The following is a 19,174-nucleotide window of genomic DNA, read 5'->3' on the forward strand; positions in this document are numbered from 1 at the left end:
AAAAGCGTTAAAAGAGATAAAGCAGGTAAAACGTGAATCCGTCGACGCAGGCGCCGGCCCGCACTCAACCCGCTTCGGGCGGGGTGCCTTGCCATTGCCTGACGACGGATTTGACCCAGGCGTCCGGGTCTTTCATCAGATACGTCAACGTGCCGGTGCGGCTGGCGGGCAGGAAACACAGCGTGATCGAACTGACCGCGTTCTCCCACACGTAGACCGGCAAGGTGCCCAGCGCCGGCGAAGCGTGATCGGCCGTCTGCGACGCTTGCGCGCTCTGTCGCACGAGGTGCGGCGGCCCGTAGCGTTCGCCGAGTGCGTCGCGCAGATCCTCGGCCGTGACCTCGTCGATCACGAACGAAATCTCGTAGAGCCGCAACGCGCTCTGACCGTCTTTGCGGGCGAAACGCAGCACGTGATCCTGTGCCGGCGTTCCGTCCACGACGGCTTGCGAGACCGCCCAGCCATCCGACCCGCGATGGGCCCAGCGACACGCGACGACCATGCTTTCGCGCGCCTTCAGACGCATGCCGAGCGAACCGGCCAGCAGGTCGGTTTCGCAGACCGGCACGCTGCCCAGCGGCGTCGCGCGCACGGTCGAACCAGCGCGGAATTCGTCGAGCGTGATGCCCAGCGGAATGCCGCGAAACGCATACGGCGCATTCGCTGTATTCGACGCACTGGACGAAGCCGCCGCGCCGGTCGCGGACGATCCGGCTGTCGCGGCAACTGGCGCAAGCGCGGCGCAAAGGCCGGATAGCAAGGCCAGCGAACGGACGATCAGGTGCGGTTTCATATCCAGTGCTCCGGATGGCGCAAATGCTTTAATCGATGATGTCGGCGCAGGCGTCGAACGGCGCCGAGGCTGCGTGCCCAACGACCGGCACGATCTTCACGGCGGCGGACGTAATCCGGCACGGCAACGCTGCGAGCGCGCAGCCATCCAGCGGCAGCAACGCTGCGCCCAACGTCAGCCATGCGGCAGCACGAAGCAGGCGAGTAACAAAACGCGAATTCGACACGACGGTCTCTTCTAGTCAGGCAGTGGTATTGATGCGATTGCCGATCATCGGGCTAATCGGCTTCGGCTCGGGTTCGGTCCGCGAATCGGGGATCCCGGGCATGGATGCGCCGGGATACGAACGGCCGAGCGGCGTGTTAAGACTGGTATTCGGCGTAGGGACCGAACCCACGGGGTTCTGAATCGTCATGTGAGCCTCGTTTGACGCTGTTTCGAAAAGTTGCCGCCGTCGCCGCGTGACAGATATTTCGCTTCGTCAGGACAGCGGAAAGTTCGTGCGGAATACGAGAACGGCTACAACATGACGAATCTTCGCGCTCCCCTGTTCGCTGCGATGCACGAAGCAAAGCGCGCTTTTCTACAGTGCTTACGAGGAGTTTCGAGGCATTTCTTTTTGGTGAGACTTCTTGCCCTGGGTGTTGCGCGGTAACAAAGAGGGTGGCATCCCGGTAAGGCATTAATGGTTTGTATTGCGAAAGATAGCAACGACCCTCTGTCGCATCGCCTTACGCAATAAGCCTCTCCGGGCGACCCGCCAAAAATCGGCGGCCGCGATGTATGGATGCGTAAGTAATAGTAAGAAAACGGATAGGCGAGCTTCAGAGACCCCAGTCTAAAATTTGGACATGAATCCACAGGTCCTAATCGTTGACGACGACCCGGTCGTGCGCGATCTGCTTTGCAGGTTTTTGCAATCGAACGGCTTCGATGCGTCCGTGCTGCACGACGGCACACACTTGCAACGCCGGCTCGAACGCGAACGTCCGTCGGTTGTTGTGCTCGACATCATGATGCCGAACACCGACGGCCTGCGCGCGCTCACCGCGTTGCGCGCCGCCGGTGACGACATCCCGGTCATCTTCGTTACCGCACGCGGTACGGTGGCGGATCGCATCGTCGGTCTGTCGCTCGGCGCAGACGACTACCTGACGAAGCCGTTCGATCCGCGCGAGTTGCTCGCGCGCATCCAGACGGTGCTTCGCCGGCGTGGTCCGTCGACGACGAGCGCGCCCGAAGCGCGCAAGCCGTACAAGTTCGGTCCGTTCGAACTCGACTTCGCAACCCGCACGCTGTCGCGCGACGACACGCGTCTGGCGTTGCGCGATAGCGAATTCGCGCTGCTGAAGATCTTCGTCAATAACCCGTACAAGGTGCTGTCGCGCGTGCTGATTCACGATCTCGTGCATCGCGACAATCTCGCCTTCCGCGACCGTAGCCTCGACGTGCCGATCTGGCGTCTGCGCCGCGTGATCGAGGACGATCCGTCCAATCCGTGTTACGTGCAGACGGTGCGCGGCAAGGGTTACGTGTTCGTCCCCGACGCCGACGGCACGCCCTTCACGCCCGGAGCCGCGCCCGACGCATGAGGAATCCGTTGAACACGCTGTTCGGCAGAATGGCGTTGCTGTCGACGGCCGTGCTGTTCGCGATTCAGGCAGGCTGGTTCGTGATGGTGGTGGTGCAACCGCCGCGTCATGAAGTCGACGGCTTTGCGCGCGGCGTGATGCTCGCGCTGCAAGCCGTGAACGGAGAGCCGGTCAGAGGCACCGAACTCGCACCCGCGTTGCGCGTGCATCTCGTGCCGACGTGGAACATGCCGTCCACGATCCGTCTGCGCCCGCCGATCGACAAACCGCTGATCGAATTGACGCGTCAGCTCGCCAACAACCTGCCGCCCGGCACCCGCATCTCCGTGGACGATTCGCGTCCTCCACGGCTTTGGGTGTTGTATCCGGGCAAGTCGATGTGGGTCGTGGTGCCGGTCGATGTGCCGCCGCGCCCGCGCTTCATCATCGAAGCCGTGTCGATGCTCGCCGCTGCGCTGATCCTCTCGCTATTTGCCGTCTGGCAAATGCAGCGACCGCTTTCGCGCGTCGCCGATGCCGCGCGCGCGTTCGGTTCGGGCGCGCGTCCGGAACCGGTGGACGTCCACGGGCCGCGCGAGTTGCGCGATCTGATCGGTTCGTTCAACGACATGATGCGGCGCATCAACGAAGCCGGCGACGACCAGGCGGTGATGCTGGCCGGCGTCGCACACGATCTGAAAGCGCCGCTGACGCGGATGAAATTGCGGGCGACCGTGCTGGTCGCGGAAAACGAACGCGCCGGGCTGATTCGCGACGTCGATTCGTTGACCAATATCGTCCAGCAGTTTCTCGAATTCGCCGGACAGGCCGCCGATGCCGGTGCGCCCGTCGAAGTGGAAGAGTTTCTGCGCGAGCAGTTTTCGTCGTCGCTGGAAGTGTCGGACGAACACGCGATGCCCGCCGACGCGCCGCTCCCCGACGCCGACGAACCGCCGCTGTTCACGCTCGATCTTCGAGCCGGGCCGCAATTCACATTGCCCCGCACGTTGCTCGACCGGCTGGTGACGAATCTGGTGGATAACGCGCTCGAACACGGCGCGCCGCCCGTCGACATCACCACGTTGCGCGACGACGATCACTGGGTGATCTGCGTGCGCGATCACGGCGGCGGCATTCCGCCCGACCGGATCGCCGCGGCGATGAAACCGTTCGTGCGGCTCGATGCGGCGCGTGGCGGCGAAGGACACTGCGGACTGGGACTCGCGATCGTCGCGCGTCTTGCACACGATCGCGGCGGACGCTGCGACGTCGACAATCATCCGGATGGCGGTTTGCGAATCCGGATCGCGTTGCCGGTCGCGCGCGCCGACTGATTGCGGCGCGGCCACGTCCGGCCGCGCCTTCTCTTCCCGACTACGCAAAAGGCGTAACGCGCCGCGACGCGATGACGCATCGCGCGCACTTACGCTACCTTACAGCTCGATTTTTATCGGATGAGACGACCTATAGTTCGTCTCGGCAACCTCGATGCCGCCCTTTCTGGTCCGCCTGCAAATGTGGGGCGGACTGTTTTTTTTTGGGGCGCCCGAACGGGGCGCAAACGGGTATCAGCCGACCAGTCGCGCGCGCAGCGTGTCGATGGTAGATTGGGACAGACCGAGTCCGTCGGTCAGATAGCTTTGCATCGTGCCGAAGCTGGCCTGCACCTGATCGAAACCCGCCTGAAGAATGCTGTCCTGCACGCCGAAGATCGGCGCTGTGGCTTGCGCGGCGGCTTCGCCGCGTTGCGCCTCGATCTCCGCGACGTGCGCCTTGATGGATTGCGACGAATAGACATTCGTCAGCAGATAGTCCTGCATGATCACTTCGAACGGCACGTTGGCGATGCTCAGCAGCACCGCCGCCACCCAGCCCGCGCGATCCTTTCCTGCCTGCGAGTGAATCAGCTGCGTACCCGGCGTGTTCGCCAGTTGCGTCAGCAGTGCGCCGAAGTTGGCCCGCTGCTTCGGATCGGTCACGTAGTGCCGCTCCTGCTCTTCCATCGCCGCGATCACGTTGCCCTGCATGTCGCCGTTCAAGTAACAGCTCATCGGCGCATCGGCGCTGCCCGTCACGTTGATGTTCGTATAAGCCGCGCCGACCGGCATCACGTCTTGCGTATGCGAGACTTCGGCGGGTGTGCGCAGGTCGTAGATCATCGCGATGCCGAGCGCATTGAGCGTGGCTTCGTCGGCCTGGCTCAAGGTCAGCACGTTCGAGCGATAGAACGCGCCGCGCACCACCTGCTTGCCGTCGACGGTCGGATAACCGGCTGCCGCGCCGCCGATATCGCGGAAGTTATCCACCGACGACAGTCTTGCCGTCGGCTTCGCATCGGAGCCGACACCGCCGCCGCATGCGGACAGCAAACTGCTGCCCAGACCCGACATCAGCATGACGCTCGCCGAGCCTTTCAGGAACGCGCGACGCGAACCCGAAACCGCACGGGGTGCATCCACGTGCACATTTCCGTGCAGGTTTGCGACCGATGCCGCACTACGGGCACCGCCGAAAGGCAAACTGATTTTCTCGGTGAAATTCATTGAGTGTCTTGGTAAGGCGCCCACCGCGCGGGATGGCACTAAATTGCGTGGAGGCGGCCCCACTGGGGCGGCTCGGGCGTCGACGACGAAGCGCGACCGCGCGAGTGTAACGGACGATAATTTTTACGGGGTTACACGGTAGTAATCAGTAAGGAACAGAAATCGATTGCCCCGCCTTTGGGCATACCCATTCTACTGATGATTTCATTGAGTTTTTTGAATTTTCCAGCGGACCGCGTCAGAGCATCCGCAAGCCGTTTCGGGCTGTTTTCCACGTTTTTTTCGGGCTGGTTCGATGCCCTGTGCCACCCGTAAAATACGGGCCAGTATCCGGCGCGTCGAGCGCCGCACGACTACTCAATATTTCTTACACGAACTAGACACCGCGCGAGCGTCGTAACACGATCCCCGGAGACAGGATGGCGTCATTTCAGTGGTTCACGGAGTTGACAACCCGCGAGCGCCGCACGCTCTACGCAGGCTTTGGCGGTTACGCAGTCGACGCGTTCGACTTCATGATCTACTCGTTTCTGATTCCTACGCTAATCGCCACGTGGGGAATGACCAGGAGCGAAGCCGGGATGATCGCCACCAGTTCGCTGATCTCGTCGGCGATCGGCGGATGGCTGGCCGGCATTCTCGCCGACCGTTACGGCCGGGTCCGCGTGCTGCAATGGACCATCGCCACCTTCGCCCTCTTCACCTGTCTGTCCGGCTTCACCCATTCGTTCTGGCAATTGCTGACCACCCGCACGCTGCAAGGGATCGGTTTCGGCGGAGAGTGGTCGGTGGTGACGATCATGATGGCCGAGACGATCCGTTCGCCGCAGCATCGCGCGAAGGCGGTCGGCACGGTGCAGAGCAGCTGGTCGGTCGGCTGGGCGGCGGCGGCCATTCTGTACTGGGCGTTCTTCGCGCTGTTGCCCGAACAATACGCATGGCGCGCGTGCTTCTGGATCGGCCTGTTGCCCGCGCTGTGGATCATCTATATCCGCCGCAACGTCAGCGATCCCGAGATTTATCTGACTACGCGCCGCGCCCGCGACAGCGGCCTCGACACCTCGCACTTCCTGCAGATCTTTAGCGGCCCGCACCTGAAGACGACGATCCTCGGCAGCGTGTTGTGCACCGGGATGCTCGGCGGCTATTACGCGATCACCACCTGGCTGCCCACGTATCTGAAGACGGTGCGTCACCTGTCGGTGTTCAACACCAGCGGCTATCTGATCGTGCTGATCGTCGGGTCGTTCACCGGTTATATCGTCGGCGCGATTCTCTGCGACAAGATCGGCCGGCGCGCGTCGTTCATGCTGTTCGCGATCGGGTCGTTCGTCCTCGGCATGGCCTACACGATGCTGCCCATCACCGACAACGCGATGCTGCTGCTCGGCTTTCCGCTCGGCATCGTCGTGCAGGGTATTTTCGCGGGCGTCGGCGCGTATCTGTCCGAGCTGTATCCGAATGCGATTCGCGGCTCGGGGCAAGGCTTTTGCTACAACCTCGGGCGTGGACTCGGCTCGTTCTTCCCGATTCTCGTCGGCACCTTCGCGCAGCAGATGGCGCTCGTGAAGGCGATGGGGATCGTGGCCGGCGCGGGATATCTGCTGGTGATCGTCGCGGCCTTATGTCTGCCGGAGACAAAGGGCAAATCGCTGTCGGCGACGGCGCAAGCGTCGTGACGCCGCCGCGTCGCGAGCGCGGGCCGATGCGCGCTTCGATGCACGCACGGGCGTCAGCAGCAATAATGCGGGCTTTCGTCCGACGGTTGATTCACGCATTCCGACGCGCGCCGGACGATACCGTCATCCACGCGGCACTCGCGGCTCTACCCGAGGCAGTACCCACATGAAAACGATCGTTCTCGGCGGCGGTGTGATCGGCGTCGCCACCGCCTTCTACCTGCGCGCGAACGGCTGCGACGTGACCGTCATCGAGCGCGAACCGGATGTCGCGCTCGGCACGAGCTTCGGCAACGCCGGGGTGATCGCGCCGGGCTACGTAACGCCGTGGGCTGCGCCGGGAATGCCCGCCAAGATCCTGAAATATCTGTTCAAGCCGGCCTCGCCGCTGATCTTCCGTCCCACCTTCGATCCCGCGCAATGGCGCTGGATCTCGCGGTGGCTGCGCGAATGCGATCTCGAACGGTTTCGCGTCAACAAGCAACGGATGCAGCGCGTCGCGTATTACAGCCGCTCGTGTCTGCACGAGTTCCGCGGCCGGTATCCGTTCGATTACGGCCGCAGCAAAGGCTATCTGCAACTGTTTCGCAGCGAGTACGACGTCGAGCTCGCGCAACCGGCGCTGGAGGTGTTGCGCGACGCGGGCATCGCGCATCGCGAAGTCAGCGCCGCGCAATGCGTCGAGATCGAACCCGGCTTGCGCTGGGCGCGTCAGACGCCGCTCGCCGGACTGTATCTGCCCGACGACGAAGCCGGCGACTGCGCGCGCTTCACCCGCGAGCTGCGCGCGATCTGCGAAACCAACGGCGTGCAGTTCCGCTTCGACACGCACATCGCCGCGCTCGATATCGAAGGCGGCGCCGTGCGCGGCGTGCGGGTGCAGGACACGCTGGACAGCACACGCGCCGAAGAAACGTTGACCGCCGACGCGGTGATCGTCGCGCTCGGCGTCGATAGCGCGGACCTGCTCGCGCCGCTCGGCGTGAAAGTGCCGCTGTATCCGGTCAAGGGCTATTCGGCGACGCTGCCGATCGTCGATGACGAGAAAGCGCCGCGCGCCGCGCTGATGGACGAATCGCTGAAAACGGCGATCACGCGCTTCGGTCCGAATCTGCGCGTGGCGGGCACGGCGGAACTCGGCAACCGTCGCTCGACGCTGCGCGAGCAGGCGTTGCAGACACTGCTGAAGGTGTTGACCGACTGGTTTCCTCACGCGGCGCAGTCGTCGTCCGCGCATTTCTGGGTCGGCCGCCGCCCGATGACGCCCGACGGCGCGCCGTTGCTCGGCGCATCGGGTGTCGGCAATCTGTGGCTGAACGTCGGGCACGGATCGACCGGCTGGGCGATGTCGATGGGTTCGGGCAAGGTCGTCGCCGATCTGGTCGCGCACAGGAAGCCCGAAATCGATCTCGACGGACTGACGGTCGAACGTTACCGGCGGCGCAGCTAGCGGTTGCGCGCGCCTAGCGGCTGTTCAGCAATTGATGCACGAGATCGTCGGAGACGTAGTGCGGTCCGTCGAACAGGTACACGCGATACCCTTCATACGTGTCCAGTTGCGGCTTCAGCTCATCGACGCTCGCGGCGCGAAAGCCGCCGCCCTGCTTCGGCCGGAATGCTTCGGCGATGATCCTGACGCGGTTGCGCCCAAGCTTCGCCGATAGCTGGTCCGCATACTGACGCGCGATTCGCGGCTCGCGTGCATAGACGCCGCAGCCGTCCTGCAGGAACACGCCGACATCGCGCGGCAACCACGTATCGAGCCAATCCGCGAGCGCCGCGCCGCCGACGTTCGCGCGATCGTAGACGCTGATCCACAACGGACGCGGCAAACTCGCCAGCAGCGCGCGCAGCGTGTCGGCGTCTTTCCACGTCGGGTCGATTTCGACCGGGAAATACCAGCCGGTGATATGAACCGGCGGCCGTGCCGCCGCGAGCGATACCGACTCCGCGATCAGCTGCGCCGCGCCCGCCCGCGCCGACGCTTCGTCGAACCGGCCCGCCAGCCCGACGATCACATCGCGCGCCCACGGCTCGCGCGCGATCCGCGTCCAGTCCGGCTGACGCGCGGCGCGTGGCATGCCGGTCGCGGGCACGAAAGCGACGCCGTCCACCGCGGTCCATTGCACCAGCAGATCGCGCACGCCGAGCTGATCCCAGATGCCGTGTGGATTGGCGTGGTCGTTGTCCGGTTGCCAGACGACGCCTTCCGCGAGCGGCTGACGCGTGCGAACCGCCGACGCAGCTTGCGGGGCTTGCGTGGCTTGTGTGACGTCAGCGGCTTGGGCCACGTCCGTCGCGAATGCAGCGAATGTCGTGAACGTCAGCGCGAGCGCGGCCACCGCGCCGAGTGCGAATCGGCGGATCGGACGTGAACCCGGATCGAGCGGAGGACGGATCATCGGCGGACGGCTGAACGTGGCGAAAACGTCGTGTGAACGTGAGGCAAGCGTGCCGTCAGTATGAGAACACCGCGCCGAAGAACACGCCGCGCGCGCGATCGTCGCCCGCGACCTTCAGCCGGTATTGCACCGACAGATCGACATACGAGCGCTCGGTATCGTACGGGCCGCCACGAAACCAGTAGCGCGTTGCGACGCCCACGCCGATCCCGACCGGCACGCTGTGACTGATGGTCGAATCGTAGTCGGCGCCCACCACCAGATGCGGAAACACGGTCAGGTTCGGGTCCACCGAATCGAGCCGGTACGTGCGTCCGAGCCGCACATTGGCGGTCGCGTAATTCGTCGATTGCTGGATATAGTGCCCCGCTTCGCCATAGGCGACGCCCGTCCACCAGCTTGGCACATCGAGGCGGCGCTCGGTGCCGAAACCGCCCGACCACGCCGCGCGCGCGAGCCAGTCGCCCTGCACGGCCGAGCCGATCGGCAGGATGCGTTCGAACGCGAAAACTGCATTCACCGACCGGAACGGTTTCACCCGCGCGCCGATGGCCGCCTCCAGCGTTTCGATGCCCGACGGGTTGTCGCCCTTCACGCCGAAGCTGTCGTAGCCGCGCGCGTAGACCTCGAACATCCGCTCGCCGAGACTGCCGAACGGACGCCAGTACGCTTCGGTGCCGGCTTGCCAGTTGTTCGCGATGCCGGGCGTCGGGTTCGACACGAAGCCAGCCTGCTGGCCGCCGCCGTTCCGGTAACTCACCGATGCGCTGACACCCCAGTTGCGGGTCGCTTCCGAATGCGCGGCGCGTTCGTCATGAAGCGCTTCCGGCGACACCGCCGGTTCGTCGCCGACCGGATCGGTGCCGGCGTCGATCGCTCGTTCGAGGTATCGGGCGCCTTCCCGGTTGTGATGCGTCTGGATGCCTGCGTAACCCGCGTCGGCCAGCGACGTGCGCGGCAACTCGCCGTTGCGGTCCGCTTGCTGGAAGCGTTCGAACGCGAGCGTCGTGTCTCCCGCGCGCTGCGCGATAAACGCGGCTTGCAGATCGCTCATCCCGTCGAGCAAGCCCGCGTCGATCAGGGCGTGCGCTTCGCGGGCGGCTTCGGCGTCGTCGTGATTGGCCGCGAGCGCATCGATCAAGGCGAGCCGGTATTGCGGATCGTCAGGCACTGCGGCCGATGCCTGTCGCGCGTAATCGACGGCCGCGCGACGGTCGCCGCGCTGGCTCGCATCGCGCGACTGGCGGGCGAGCGCGAAGCCGGGGTCGGCGGCATAGACATCGCAGGCGGCGCCGTACTCGCTGCTTCGGCAATCGAGAACGGGACGCGCGTGCGGGTCGAGTGTGGTGGAAGCAGCGGAAGCGCGCGAGGTCGCCGATGTACTCGAAGCTGCAAGCTGACCGGCGGCCGGATTCTGCGTGTCGCGTTGCCCGTTCAGACGCGCGAGTCGCTGACGACGCAACGCGATGGCGGCATCGGTGTCGTCGTGCTGCGCGGTCAGCGGCTGAAGCGCGTTCTGCGCGTCGGCCGTGCGATGCTGCGCGAGGTAGACATCGGCCACGATCAGACGCGCTTCGCGTGCGTCATGCGTCTTGCGCTTCGCGGTCGCGTCGGCGTCGCTGCTTGCGTCGGCAGTTGCCGCGGGTGCGGCCTGCGCCTGCGACGCCGCCGACGTCATCGCCAGCACCTGCGTGAAATCAGCGTCTGCATCCGGTTTGCCCTGCGCCGCGCGCGCATAGCCGCGCAACGCCCACGCGAGCGGATCGTCGCGATTCTGCGCAATCGCGCCGCCCGCCGCCGCCTCGACACCTGCGATATCGCCTTCGGCAAACAGGATATCGATCCACTGCATCCGGAAACCGCTGCGGTCCGGCGCGTACGTCACGGCCTGTTGCGCAAGCCGCGCCGCGTCGCCCGGATCGCCGCGCTCAAGCGCCGCCGCCGCATCGATCGACGCCTGCTGGCCGAGTCGCGCGCCGATATAGGTTCGCCGCGTGCGCAATGCTTCGCTGTCGCCGAAGCGCTCCGCGCTGTCGCGCGCAGCTGCATACGCCGGTTCGTCCTGTCCGCTCGCGACCAGCGCGTCGATCAGCAGATAACGCAGACGTTCGACATCGGGCGCATCGGCAATCGCTTCGCGCGCTGCTTCGATGGCCGCGTCGTAGTCTTTGTCGGCATACGCGGCATACGCGCGGCGCGCCGACTTCGTCGCGCGGGGCGACAGATCGCTGGCTTCGCCGCCCGCGCCGCTTGCGCCGCTCGCGATCAGCACGTCGATCTGCCGACGCCGCTCGACCAGCGCGCGCTGCGCGCCCAGTTGCGCAATCGCATCCGACAACGTGCGGCGCGCGTCGGTGCGTTGACCGCTCGCGGCCTGCGCATTCGCCAGCAACACACGCAAGCTGGCAACATCGGGACGCTGACGGATCGCTTCGCGCGCGAGGCCGATGCTCTCGCTGTAACGATGCGCGTTGTACGCGGCATAGGCCTGCTGCGCGACCCGATAGGCCGCACCGGACAACGGCAAGGGCAAGGTCTCGTCGGCGTGCGCGGCGGACGGCGCGATGCACACCATCAACGTGAACGCGCACGCGGCACCGGCTTTTGCGACACGCGCGAACGGACGCGTCGGCGGAGATGAACCCACTGAACCCATCACCGCACGCGTCATCGATGCTCCGACAGTTCGCGTCGCAACCGACGCTGCTCCGCCGTGACGCGACTCAACGCGTCGGCGGTGATGACATTGCTCGCGACCATGAAATCTCCAATTCGTCCGTCGCGATCCGGACGGTAATCCTGCAACGCGGCTTCGAACGCTTCGCGCGTGACGAGGCCCATTTCGATCAGCAGATCGCCGATCAGCGGCACGCCACGCCGGGGATGCGGCGCGTCTTGCTGCGGCTCGGTGCCGTCGGCTTGACGCGCGGCGTGGCTGTCGGGATTGTCGGCGTTCTGGCCGGACAATCGCGCGCTGCCCCGGCCTTCGCCCGCATGCCGCCAGTCGCCACGGCCGTTGCCGCTGCGCTCACGCGCGTCGTGGCGTTCCGCCGGTTCGCCCGGCTCGACGCTTTCGACCGCCGCCCGATCGGCTTCGTCGGCATAACCGAGAATCCGCAAACCCGCCGTCACTTCGCTTTCGCGCACGATCTGCACCGCAACCGGCGCGCCGGTCAGTTCACCGAGTTGTTCGAGCGTGGGATCGTCGATCTGGCTGGCTGCCACGAACACCATATGCCCGCTTTCATCGACGCCCTGCGGCAACGCACGCATCCGCACCAGCATGTCGACTGGCACGCCCGACGTATCGTTTTCGAGCAGCAGTTCGTCGAAAGCGCCGCGCGGCAAGTCTGCCTGAAACGCAATCGCTTCGGCAAGCGTCTCTTCGTCGAGCCAGCCGCGCGCCATCAGCACGCGCCCCAACGGCGCTTCGCGCGCGTGATCGGACTGCAACGCGAGTTCGAGTTTTTCTTCGTCGATCGCCTGCCACGACACCAGCAATTCCCCCAGACTCTGACGCGTATCGCGCAAACCGCTTTCGCTCGGAAAGTCGTGCATCGTCTTGTCCCAGACCAGCGGACGGCCCGTCGCCAGATGCACGAGGAATAGCCGCCATGCACGAAACACCGCGAGAAAATTGACGAAGTTGCCGATCACCATCCGCGGCACGGCCAGCACGCCATGCTCCCAGCCATACAGACGCGTGGTGAAAATCACCCGCTGAACCACCCGCAGCGTCAGCGACACGAAGTTCGCGACCAGCAGCGCCTGGGTCCACGGCGAATCGATAAACGGCGATGGAAACAGCTCCGGCGCCCACCCGACGAACGACGCCAGCGCGAACATCAGAAACTGCAACACCAGCAGATACGCGAGCATGCCGATAAATGCCGTGACGACGCCCTTGCGGTCGCGCAGCAGCAGATACCGGTTGGCGATCGAGCCGCTCCAGCCGGTTTGCGCCCAGCCTTGCAAACCGATTCCGAGCGTCCAGCGTGCGCGCTGGCGATACGCGGTGCGCAACGTGTCGGGGAAAAACTCGCGCACGCACAGCGGCATCGTCACGACGATTTCGCGTTCGGGTCCGAGTCCGAACCACCCGCGCCGGCGCGTGGTGAACTGCACCGGAAAGCGCGGGAAGATCGACTGCATACCGAGCCGCGCGATACGCGTGGCGATGTCGTAGTCTTCGGTGAGACTTTCGGTGTTGAACGGCTGGCTTTGCGTCTCCTGGACGAGCGCGCGCATCGCGCGTCGCGAGAAGCAGGTGCCGACACCCGCCGACGGCACCGACCCGACCAGGCTTTCGCGCACGACCAGATCCTTCGCATGCCATTCGGCGAATTCGTCCATGTACGTGCCGGCGACGAGTTCGTACCAGTCGCGTTCCAGCGACGCCACCGGCAACTGGATCATGTCCTTGCGCGGCAACAGATAGTTGAAGAACTTCAGCTCGGCCGGATGCAGCACGTCTTCGCTGTCGTGCATCACGATCCCGGCGAATTCGACCCCCGCTTCGAACTCGTAATGCAGGATGGCCTGCACGACCCAGTTCAGGCAGTCGGCCTTGCACGTCGGTCCATCGTGCGGCACCTCGACCCGATGCAGATGCTTGTAGCGATGCCGCATCCGCTCCACTTCGGCGATGGTCGCCGGATCGTTCTGATACGTGCCGACGAACACCGTGTACATCCGGTAGTCGAGCACGCGCACCATGTCTTCCAGCATCGCGGCGATCACGTCGTCCTCGTGCCACGCGGGCACCATGATCGCGATCGGTTGCTCGGTGCGCGCGTACAGCTGCTCCATCGTCAGCGGCTTGTACTGGCGTGGCGGTCCGAAACGGCGATACGCTTCGCGCACCCAGTACCAGAGGTCGATGAACAGATCGTCCAGACTCGAAATCAGGATGATCGTGGCCACCAGCGTGGCCATGTGTTCGAGCAACTGGTAATACTCCGCGAGCAGGATGGCGCCGTACCACTTGACCATGACGACGCTCACGGCGCGTTCGTCCCGTTCTTGCCACTGGCGCCGTTCGTGCCGCTGCCGTTCGTGCCGCTGCCGGTCACGCCGGTCGGTGCAACCGAACCGTTGGACCCGCCGCCCGCTCCGCCCGGCCCGCTGCCATCGTCACGCTGACGGCGTTCCTTGCGCCGCGCGGCGCGCGCCAGCAGGATCAGCAGAATCAGCAGCAGCAACGACAAAGCCGGAATGCCCCAGCGCGCCCAGTGTCGCGTGACCCATTCGGTGCTGCTTCCGCCGCCCGCCGACAGATCGTCCGGATGCACGGTATCGAAACGCTTCAGCACACCGCTGCTGTCCACCACCACGATATCGCCGCGCGACAGTTGCAGCTTGTCGGTCAGCACCGGCGGCGTCCCGGTCGAGCGAAACACGATGCCGCTCTGGTCGCCGGATTGCGCGACGCTCAGCACCGCCAGATGACTCAAGCCGGACACGTCGATCAGCCGGTCGCCCGCCGCCGAGGTCAGCGTCAGCCGGTCTTTCGAGAATCCCGCGTGATTCTTTTCGTCGGCAACCGGTACATCGACGGCCAGAAACGGCGTGTCCGGATGCGCGGTCTCACCGTTGGGCATCACCTGGAATTTCGCCGGCAGCGGCGCGACACCGGTTGCGCCGGTCAGCGTCGCGAGGCGCGGAATGCTGTTCACCGCGTCGTCGAGATAGGCTTGCGGCACGATCACCGTCGCGGCGCTCGCATAGCGCGCCGCCATGCCGACGAAGTCGTTGTCCGGCGTGCCGTCCGACAGACGCAGAAAACTGCTCGGCAGGACCGCGACCGGATACGCCTGCCGCGCCTGACAACCGGCGTCCGGCTGACGGCGGAAGGTCACGCGAAGATCGTTGGTGCGTGCCAGCGCGTAGCGCGGAATCTCCATTGCCAGTCGTTGACGCGTGCCGCCCGTGTCCAGCAGCTTCGCGCCGATCATCACGTCGTTGAAGTACACGGTCGCCGTCGCGCCGCCACCCGACAGCGTCGGCGACGACGCGAGGTCGAGCACGACTTCAGCCGGCAGCTGACCTTTGCCCGACGCGGCGGCGAGATCGAAGCTCGCGGACCACGACGACGTGTCGTGCACATCGACGCTGCGCGGATCGCCGCCGAGGTCGGACAGCAGGATCGCATCGCCCTGCGTGCGCGCGCCCGGATCGATCTGATGGACGACCACGCGGTTCGACACGTCGATCGGACGCCAGCCTTGTCCGAGCACGGCGACGCCGTCGTTGTCGCCGACCACGATCACCGCACGCGCGCCGAGATGCGCAACCCGCACTTCGCCACGCGCGAGCGGCGTCGTGACCGGCGCGACGGCACGCGCGCGCCATGCGTCGAACGCGGCCAGTGCGCTGGTGGCGTCGGCGGCGCCGGCGCTGGCGATCTGCGCGCGCAACGCGTCGAGCGCGCCGTTCAGCGTATCGCGCAACGGCGCATCGGCCACCACCACGTCCGGCCCGAATGCCTGGCGCGGCGCGAGCGCGATCAGCGCACCCAGTTCGGCGGGATTCGCAATCGTCAGCTTGCCGCCCGCGCTCGCGGCCCTGGCGAGCGCGTCGAACGCGGGCACGCCTTGCAGCGACGCAGGCACGTTGAGCCCGCCCAGATCCACCGATGCACCGACCGCCGGGATCGCCTGCGTGACCGGGCGTTTGCCGTCGCGTTGCAGCAGCGCATCCGTGCGCCATGCGGTGTCGAGCGACGCCGCGCCCAGACGCGTGCCGGCAATCGTCAGCACCGGCGCGTAGGGCAACGCGCTCCACGCGCTGCGCAAATCCTTCACGTCGGCGGGATTGAAGCGATACGACAGACGCGTGCTCGGATCGACCCGCAACACATTGCCGATTGCGGTCTGGTCGGTGCAAACGTTATCGCTGATCACCGACGCATAGCCGAGTCCGACGCGCACGAACCCTGCGGCGCGCGGCGCGCCATCGACGCCGAGATTCATCGACACATTGCCTTCGTCCTGCGTGAACGAGCGCGACGCCACCGGCGAGCCGTCCAGCGACAGCAGCATGGTCGTGCGGCCGCCGTCGCCGCGCACATAGGCGCCGTCGAATTGCAACGTGGCATCGCTGATGGGGATGTCGGCGGGAACCGGCAGGAAGAATTCGCGGCGTGTGTCAGGCGCGGTCAGCGTGACGCTTTGCAGCAGGCCGAGTTGCTTCAGCGTCGCGGTGCGGGTTTCCAGTTCGCCCTGGCCGAGTTGGGCGAATCCGCTCGCGAGGTCGGCGCTCGCCGCCCCGGCGACGCCTGCATGGAGCAGCACGAAAGCAGCGGCCAGTGGCGCGCCGACGCGGACTGCCGCGCGAACCTGCGGATTGCGCAGCCGGGAGGTGTCGATGATCAAAGCGGAATCTCGGTGAATGCAGGATGAACACGCTGGCGCGCGTGGCGATCGAATCGTCTTGCTGCGCCGCGTCGGGACGCGCGAAACGGCAGGCGGCGAATTCAGCCGGAATGCACTTCGATGGCGGAAGTGGCGTCATGGATCGACACCGATGCAGACGCGATTGCCGTGCCTGAAAAAATCCCGACGGCGAGAGAACGCTTTAATCGTTTTGGCAATGCCGGGACAGGTTTTCCGGTGACGCTGCCCCCAACCTCGAAATGCTGAATCAACCCATTTTTATTCATTGTCGGTGGCGTTTCTGGACTTTAATGGACTCCGATTCTAGGCAGCGCCTAAACAGGCGCGAACGACGAAGATGTAAAAAAGATTTTCAGCGAAAAGCCAAGCTGGAAGCCGCTTTTCGTCTGATTTAAACAAAAACCGGTTTCAATCCGACGTTTGAATTTTCAAATCGGCGCGAATATAAGCCGATATTTTATGGTCGTTTTTACCGCTTTCATCGCACTATTTAAATGTCATATAAAAGTTACTCCGCAAACGTTTTACCCAGCATTTGCTGCAAAGTTGTCGCAGCGTTTTAATCAGTCCGGATTTTTTTCATTGCGCGGGATGCGAGTTTTGTATTACGTGAACGGCACGGTGAACAGCGGCTGGTAACGGGCACCTTGCCGGGTCAGCGTGCTGGCGTACAGAACGAGCGAATTAAAACGCACGGGCGTGGGCGGATCGGGCGTGATGGCGGTCTCGACTGCCACGGAAGCAGACGCGCGACGATAGCGCGCGAACGTGAGATGCGGGCGAAATGCTCGCGCGTCCACGGGCAAGCCGAGCGCGAGCAGCGCCGAACGCACACGCCCGTCGAGCGCGACGAACGCGTCCGACATCGGCAACAGCGCGACGGTCAGGCGCGGCCGCGCCGGGTTCGGCCAGTGTTCGACGCGCTCGATATGCGTTGGTGGGACGTGCGGAACCGGCACCGCCGACAGCGCACCGGCAAGCGCGTCGGCACCGGCGGCGGACAGTTCGCCGATAAACGCCACCGTCAGATGCAATTGCGCAGACGGAACGCGTCGTGCAGCCTGCGGCACCGGCAACGCGGCGAGCCGCTCGCGTGTCGGCGAATCCGGTGAGAGCGCGATAAAGCAACGCTGCCAGCGCTCGGCGTTCATGACTATGCCTCGCACATGAAAAAAGCCGGGCGACCCTTGCGGGTGCCCGGCTTCGATACGGCTATGCGGCGTTCGCGGTAACGCGGACAACCGAGCTTAGCGCGGCAACTCCGAATGACCCATCAGGAACGCATCGACCGAGCGTGCGCACTGACGGCCTTCGCGGATCGCCCACACCACCAGCGACTGACCACGGCGCATATCGCCCGCCGTGAACACCTTGTCCACCGACGTGTAATACGCCTTGTCGCCTTCGGTCGAAGCACGCACGTTGCCGCGCGCATCCTTGTCGACGCCGAACGCTTCCAGCACCGGCGACACCGGTTGCGTGAAGCCCATCGCCAGCAGCACCAGATCGGCCTTCATTTCGAACTCGGAGCCCGGCACTTCCTGCATCTTGCCGTCCTTCCATTCGACCCGGGCGGCGATCAGCTTCTCGATCTTGCCGTTCTTGCCTTCCAGACGCTTGGTCGCGACCGCCCAATCGCGCTCGCACCCTTCGTCATGCGACGACGACGTGCGCAGCTTGATCGGCCAGTACGGCCACACCAGCGGCTTGTTCTCTTCTTCCGGCGGTTGCGGCAGCAGTTCGAACTGCACGACGCTCTTCGCGCCATGACGGTTCGACGTACCGACGCAGTCGGAACCCGTGTCGCCGCCACCGATCACGACCACATGCTTGCCCTTCGCCAGCAGCTGGTCGGGAACCTTGTCGCCGGCGTTGACCTTGTTTTGCTGCGGCAGGAATTCCATCGCGTAATAGATGCCTTCCAGCTCGCGGCCCGGCACCGGCAAATCGCGCGGCGTTTCCGAACCGCCCGCGATCACGACCGCGTCGAACTGTTCCTTCAGTTCGTCCGGCGTGATGGTGTCCTTCGCCGTGTTGCCGATGTAGGCCGGCAGCGTGCCCGCCTTGCCGACGAACACGTTGGCGCGGAAGGTCACGCCTTCGGCTTCCATCTGACGCATCCGGCGATCGATCAGCCACTTTTCGAGCTTGAAGTCGGGAATGCCGTAACGCAGCAAGCCACCGATCCGGTCGTTCTTCTCGAACACCGTCACGTCGTGGCCGGCGCGCGCCAGTTGCTGCGCGACTGCGAGGCCTGCGGGGCCGGAACCGACCACGGCGACCTTCTTGCCGGTCTTGTGGGTCGGCGGCAGCGGTGCAACCCAGCCTTCGGTCCACGCTTTGTCGATGATCGCGTGCTCGATCGACTTGATGCCGACCGGGTCGTTATTGATACCGAGCGTGCATGCCGCTTCGCACGGCGCCGGGCAGATGCGGCCCGTGAACTCCGGGAAGTTGTTGGTCGAGTGCAGCACTTCGATCGCGTTCTTCCAGTCCTGATGAAATACCAGGTCGTTGAAGTCCGGGATGATGTTGTTGACCGGGCAGCCGTTGTTGCAGAACGGAATGCCGCAATCCATACAACGTGCGCCTTGAACCTTCGCGTCTTCGTCGGTCAGTGCCGCGACGAATTCCTTGTAGTGCTTTACACGCGTGAGCGGAGCTTCATACGCCTCGTGGCGGCGCTCGTACTCGAGAAAACCGGTTGCCTTGCCCATGTGGTTCTCTTCTCTATCTTGAACAGGTGGGGAATCGCTCCCCGCCGCACGCGGTGCGGCGGGTATGCAGTCTCT

15 protein-coding genes are annotated in these 19,174 nt (G+C 64.8%); 5 read left to right on the top strand and 10 right to left on the bottom strand.

Annotation, left to right across the window (positions count from 1 at the left end; translation table 11 throughout):
• Positions 1 to 64 precede the first annotated feature (64 nt).
• The 3 genes from PW947_RS09390 to PW947_RS09400 are packed head-to-tail and all read right to left on the bottom strand — an operon-like array spanning position 65 to position 1,208.
• Positions 65 to 793: a hypothetical protein gene (locus PW947_RS09390; RefSeq protein WP_299631083.1), complete on the bottom strand. Its 729-nt coding sequence runs from the start codon at positions 791 to 793 to the stop codon at positions 65 to 67.
• A 28-nt stretch (positions 794 to 821) separates the two neighbouring features.
• A complete protein-coding gene (locus tag PW947_RS09395) occupies positions 822 to 1,019 on the bottom strand; it encodes a DUF6726 family protein (protein ID WP_299631085.1) in 198 nt (65 codons plus the stop codon).
• Positions 1,020 to 1,034: 15 nt separating this feature from the next.
• A complete protein-coding gene (locus PW947_RS09400) occupies positions 1,035 to 1,208 on the bottom strand; it encodes a hypothetical protein (RefSeq protein ID WP_299631086.1) in 174 nt (57 codons plus the stop codon).
• Between the two features lie 436 nt (positions 1,209 to 1,644).
• Between PW947_RS09400 and PW947_RS09405 the strand changes: the two genes are divergently transcribed.
• Complete coding sequence (locus PW947_RS09405) at positions 1,645 to 2,385, top strand: response regulator (protein ID WP_299631087.1); 741 nt, start codon at positions 1,645 to 1,647, stop codon at positions 2,383 to 2,385.
• On the top strand, positions 2,382 to 3,698 hold the full coding sequence (locus tag PW947_RS09410; RefSeq protein WP_299631088.1) for an ATP-binding protein: 1,317 nt from the start codon (positions 2,382 to 2,384) through the stop codon (positions 3,696 to 3,698). The genes PW947_RS09405 and PW947_RS09410 overlap by 4 nt, the downstream gene beginning before the upstream one ends.
• A gap of 234 nt (positions 3,699 to 3,932) precedes the next feature.
• Here PW947_RS09410 and PW947_RS09415 read toward each other — a convergent pair whose 3' ends face one another.
• Positions 3,933 to 4,823: a tyrosine-protein phosphatase gene (locus PW947_RS09415; protein WP_299631089.1), complete on the bottom strand. Its 891-nt coding sequence runs from the start codon at positions 4,821 to 4,823 to the stop codon at positions 3,933 to 3,935.
• A 503-nt stretch (positions 4,824 to 5,326) separates the two neighbouring features.
• Between PW947_RS09415 and PW947_RS09420 the strand changes: the two genes are divergently transcribed.
• Both PW947_RS09420 and PW947_RS09425 read left to right on the top strand, forming a co-directional pair.
• On the top strand, positions 5,327 to 6,586 hold the full coding sequence (locus PW947_RS09420) for an MFS transporter (RefSeq protein WP_299631090.1): 1,260 nt from the start codon (positions 5,327 to 5,329) through the stop codon (positions 6,584 to 6,586).
• 97 nt (positions 6,587 to 6,683) lie between these two features.
• A complete protein-coding gene (locus PW947_RS09425; RefSeq protein WP_366146104.1) occupies positions 6,684 to 8,036 on the top strand; it encodes a D-amino acid dehydrogenase in 1,353 nt (450 codons plus the stop codon).
• Positions 8,037 to 8,049: 13 nt separating this feature from the next.
• Here PW947_RS09425 and PW947_RS09430 read toward each other — a convergent pair whose 3' ends face one another.
• The 4 genes from PW947_RS09430 to PW947_RS09445 are packed head-to-tail and all read right to left on the bottom strand — an operon-like array spanning position 8,050 to position 16,361.
• Complete coding sequence (locus PW947_RS09430) at positions 8,050 to 8,988, bottom strand: hypothetical protein (RefSeq protein WP_299631100.1); 939 nt, start codon at positions 8,986 to 8,988, stop codon at positions 8,050 to 8,052.
• A gap of 55 nt (positions 8,989 to 9,043) precedes the next feature.
• The gene (locus tag PW947_RS09435; protein WP_299631103.1) at positions 9,044 to 11,659 is read right to left on the bottom strand and encodes a bacteriophage N4 adsorption protein A; all 2,616 of its coding nucleotides are present in this window, start codon (positions 11,657 to 11,659) and stop codon (positions 9,044 to 9,046) included.
• A complete protein-coding gene (locus PW947_RS09440; RefSeq protein ID WP_366146105.1) occupies positions 11,656 to 13,980 on the bottom strand; it encodes a glycosyl transferase family protein in 2,325 nt (774 codons plus the stop codon). Before PW947_RS09440 ends, PW947_RS09435 begins: the two co-directional genes overlap by 4 nt.
• A gap of 8 nt (positions 13,981 to 13,988) precedes the next feature.
• Positions 13,989 to 16,361, bottom strand: a complete 2,373-nt coding sequence (locus tag PW947_RS09445) for a cellulose biosynthesis cyclic di-GMP-binding regulatory protein BcsB (protein WP_299631106.1) — start codon at positions 16,359 to 16,361, stop codon at positions 13,989 to 13,991.
• Positions 16,362 to 16,481: 120 nt separating this feature from the next.
• Between PW947_RS09445 and PW947_RS09450 the strand changes: the two genes are divergently transcribed.
• Positions 16,482 to 16,628 (top strand): hypothetical protein, encoded by a 147-nt coding sequence (locus PW947_RS09450; protein WP_299631107.1) that lies wholly within the window; start codon positions 16,482 to 16,484, stop codon positions 16,626 to 16,628.
• A gap of 359 nt (positions 16,629 to 16,987) precedes the next feature.
• On the opposite strand, the gene thpR is transcribed toward PW947_RS09450, so the two are convergent.
• Together thpR and PW947_RS09460 are read right to left on the bottom strand one after the other, a co-directional pair.
• Positions 16,988 to 17,533, bottom strand: coding sequence for an RNA 2',3'-cyclic phosphodiesterase (thpR, locus tag PW947_RS09455; RefSeq protein ID WP_299631108.1), 546 nt, complete (start codon positions 17,531 to 17,533; stop codon positions 16,988 to 16,990).
• A 96-nt stretch (positions 17,534 to 17,629) separates the two neighbouring features.
• Positions 17,630 to 19,099 carry a glutamate synthase subunit beta gene (locus tag PW947_RS09460; protein ID WP_299631110.1) on the bottom strand — a complete coding sequence of 490 codons (1,470 nt, stop codon included), beginning with the start codon at positions 19,097 to 19,099 and terminating at the stop codon, positions 17,630 to 17,632.
• Positions 19,100 to 19,174 lie beyond the last annotated feature (75 nt).

Source organism: Paraburkholderia sp. (assembly GCF_028283785.1).
In the GTDB taxonomy this organism is placed as follows: Bacteria; Pseudomonadota; Gammaproteobacteria; order Burkholderiales; family Burkholderiaceae; genus Paraburkholderia.

Bases quoted from the DNA above. Each gene is read 5' to 3' on its own strand.
- PW947_RS09390 (WP_299631083.1), bottom strand. From the start codon at position 793: ATGAAACCGCACCTGATCGTCCGTTCGCTGGCCTTGCTATCCGGCCTT.
- PW947_RS09400 (WP_299631086.1), bottom strand. From the start codon at position 1,208: ATGACGATTCAGAACCCCGTGGGTTCGGTCCCTACGCCGAATACCAGT.
- PW947_RS09405 (WP_299631087.1), top strand. From the start codon at position 1,645: ATGAATCCACAGGTCCTAATCGTTGACGACGACCCGGTCGTGCGCGAT.
- PW947_RS09410 (WP_299631088.1), top strand. From the start codon at position 2,382: ATGAGGAATCCGTTGAACACGCTGTTCGGCAGAATGGCGTTGCTGTCG.
- PW947_RS09420 (WP_299631090.1), top strand. From the start codon at position 5,327: ATGGCGTCATTTCAGTGGTTCACGGAGTTGACAACCCGCGAGCGCCGC.
- PW947_RS09430 (WP_299631100.1), bottom strand. From the start codon at position 8,988: ATGATCCGTCCTCCGCTCGATCCGGGTTCACGTCCGATCCGCCGATTC.
- PW947_RS09435 (WP_299631103.1), bottom strand. From the start codon at position 11,659: ATGACGCGTGCGGTGATGGGTTCAGTGGGTTCATCTCCGCCGACGCGT.
- PW947_RS09440 (WP_366146105.1), bottom strand. From the start codon at position 13,980: ATGGTCAAGTGGTACGGCGCCATCCTGCTCGCGGAGTATTACCAGTTG.
- PW947_RS09450 (WP_299631107.1), top strand. From the start codon at position 16,482: ATGGCGGAAGTGGCGTCATGGATCGACACCGATGCAGACGCGATTGCC.
- thpR (WP_299631108.1), bottom strand. From the start codon at position 17,533: ATGAACGCCGAGCGCTGGCAGCGTTGCTTTATCGCGCTCTCACCGGAT.
- PW947_RS09460 (WP_299631110.1), bottom strand. From the start codon at position 19,099: ATGGGCAAGGCAACCGGTTTTCTCGAGTACGAGCGCCGCCACGAGGCG.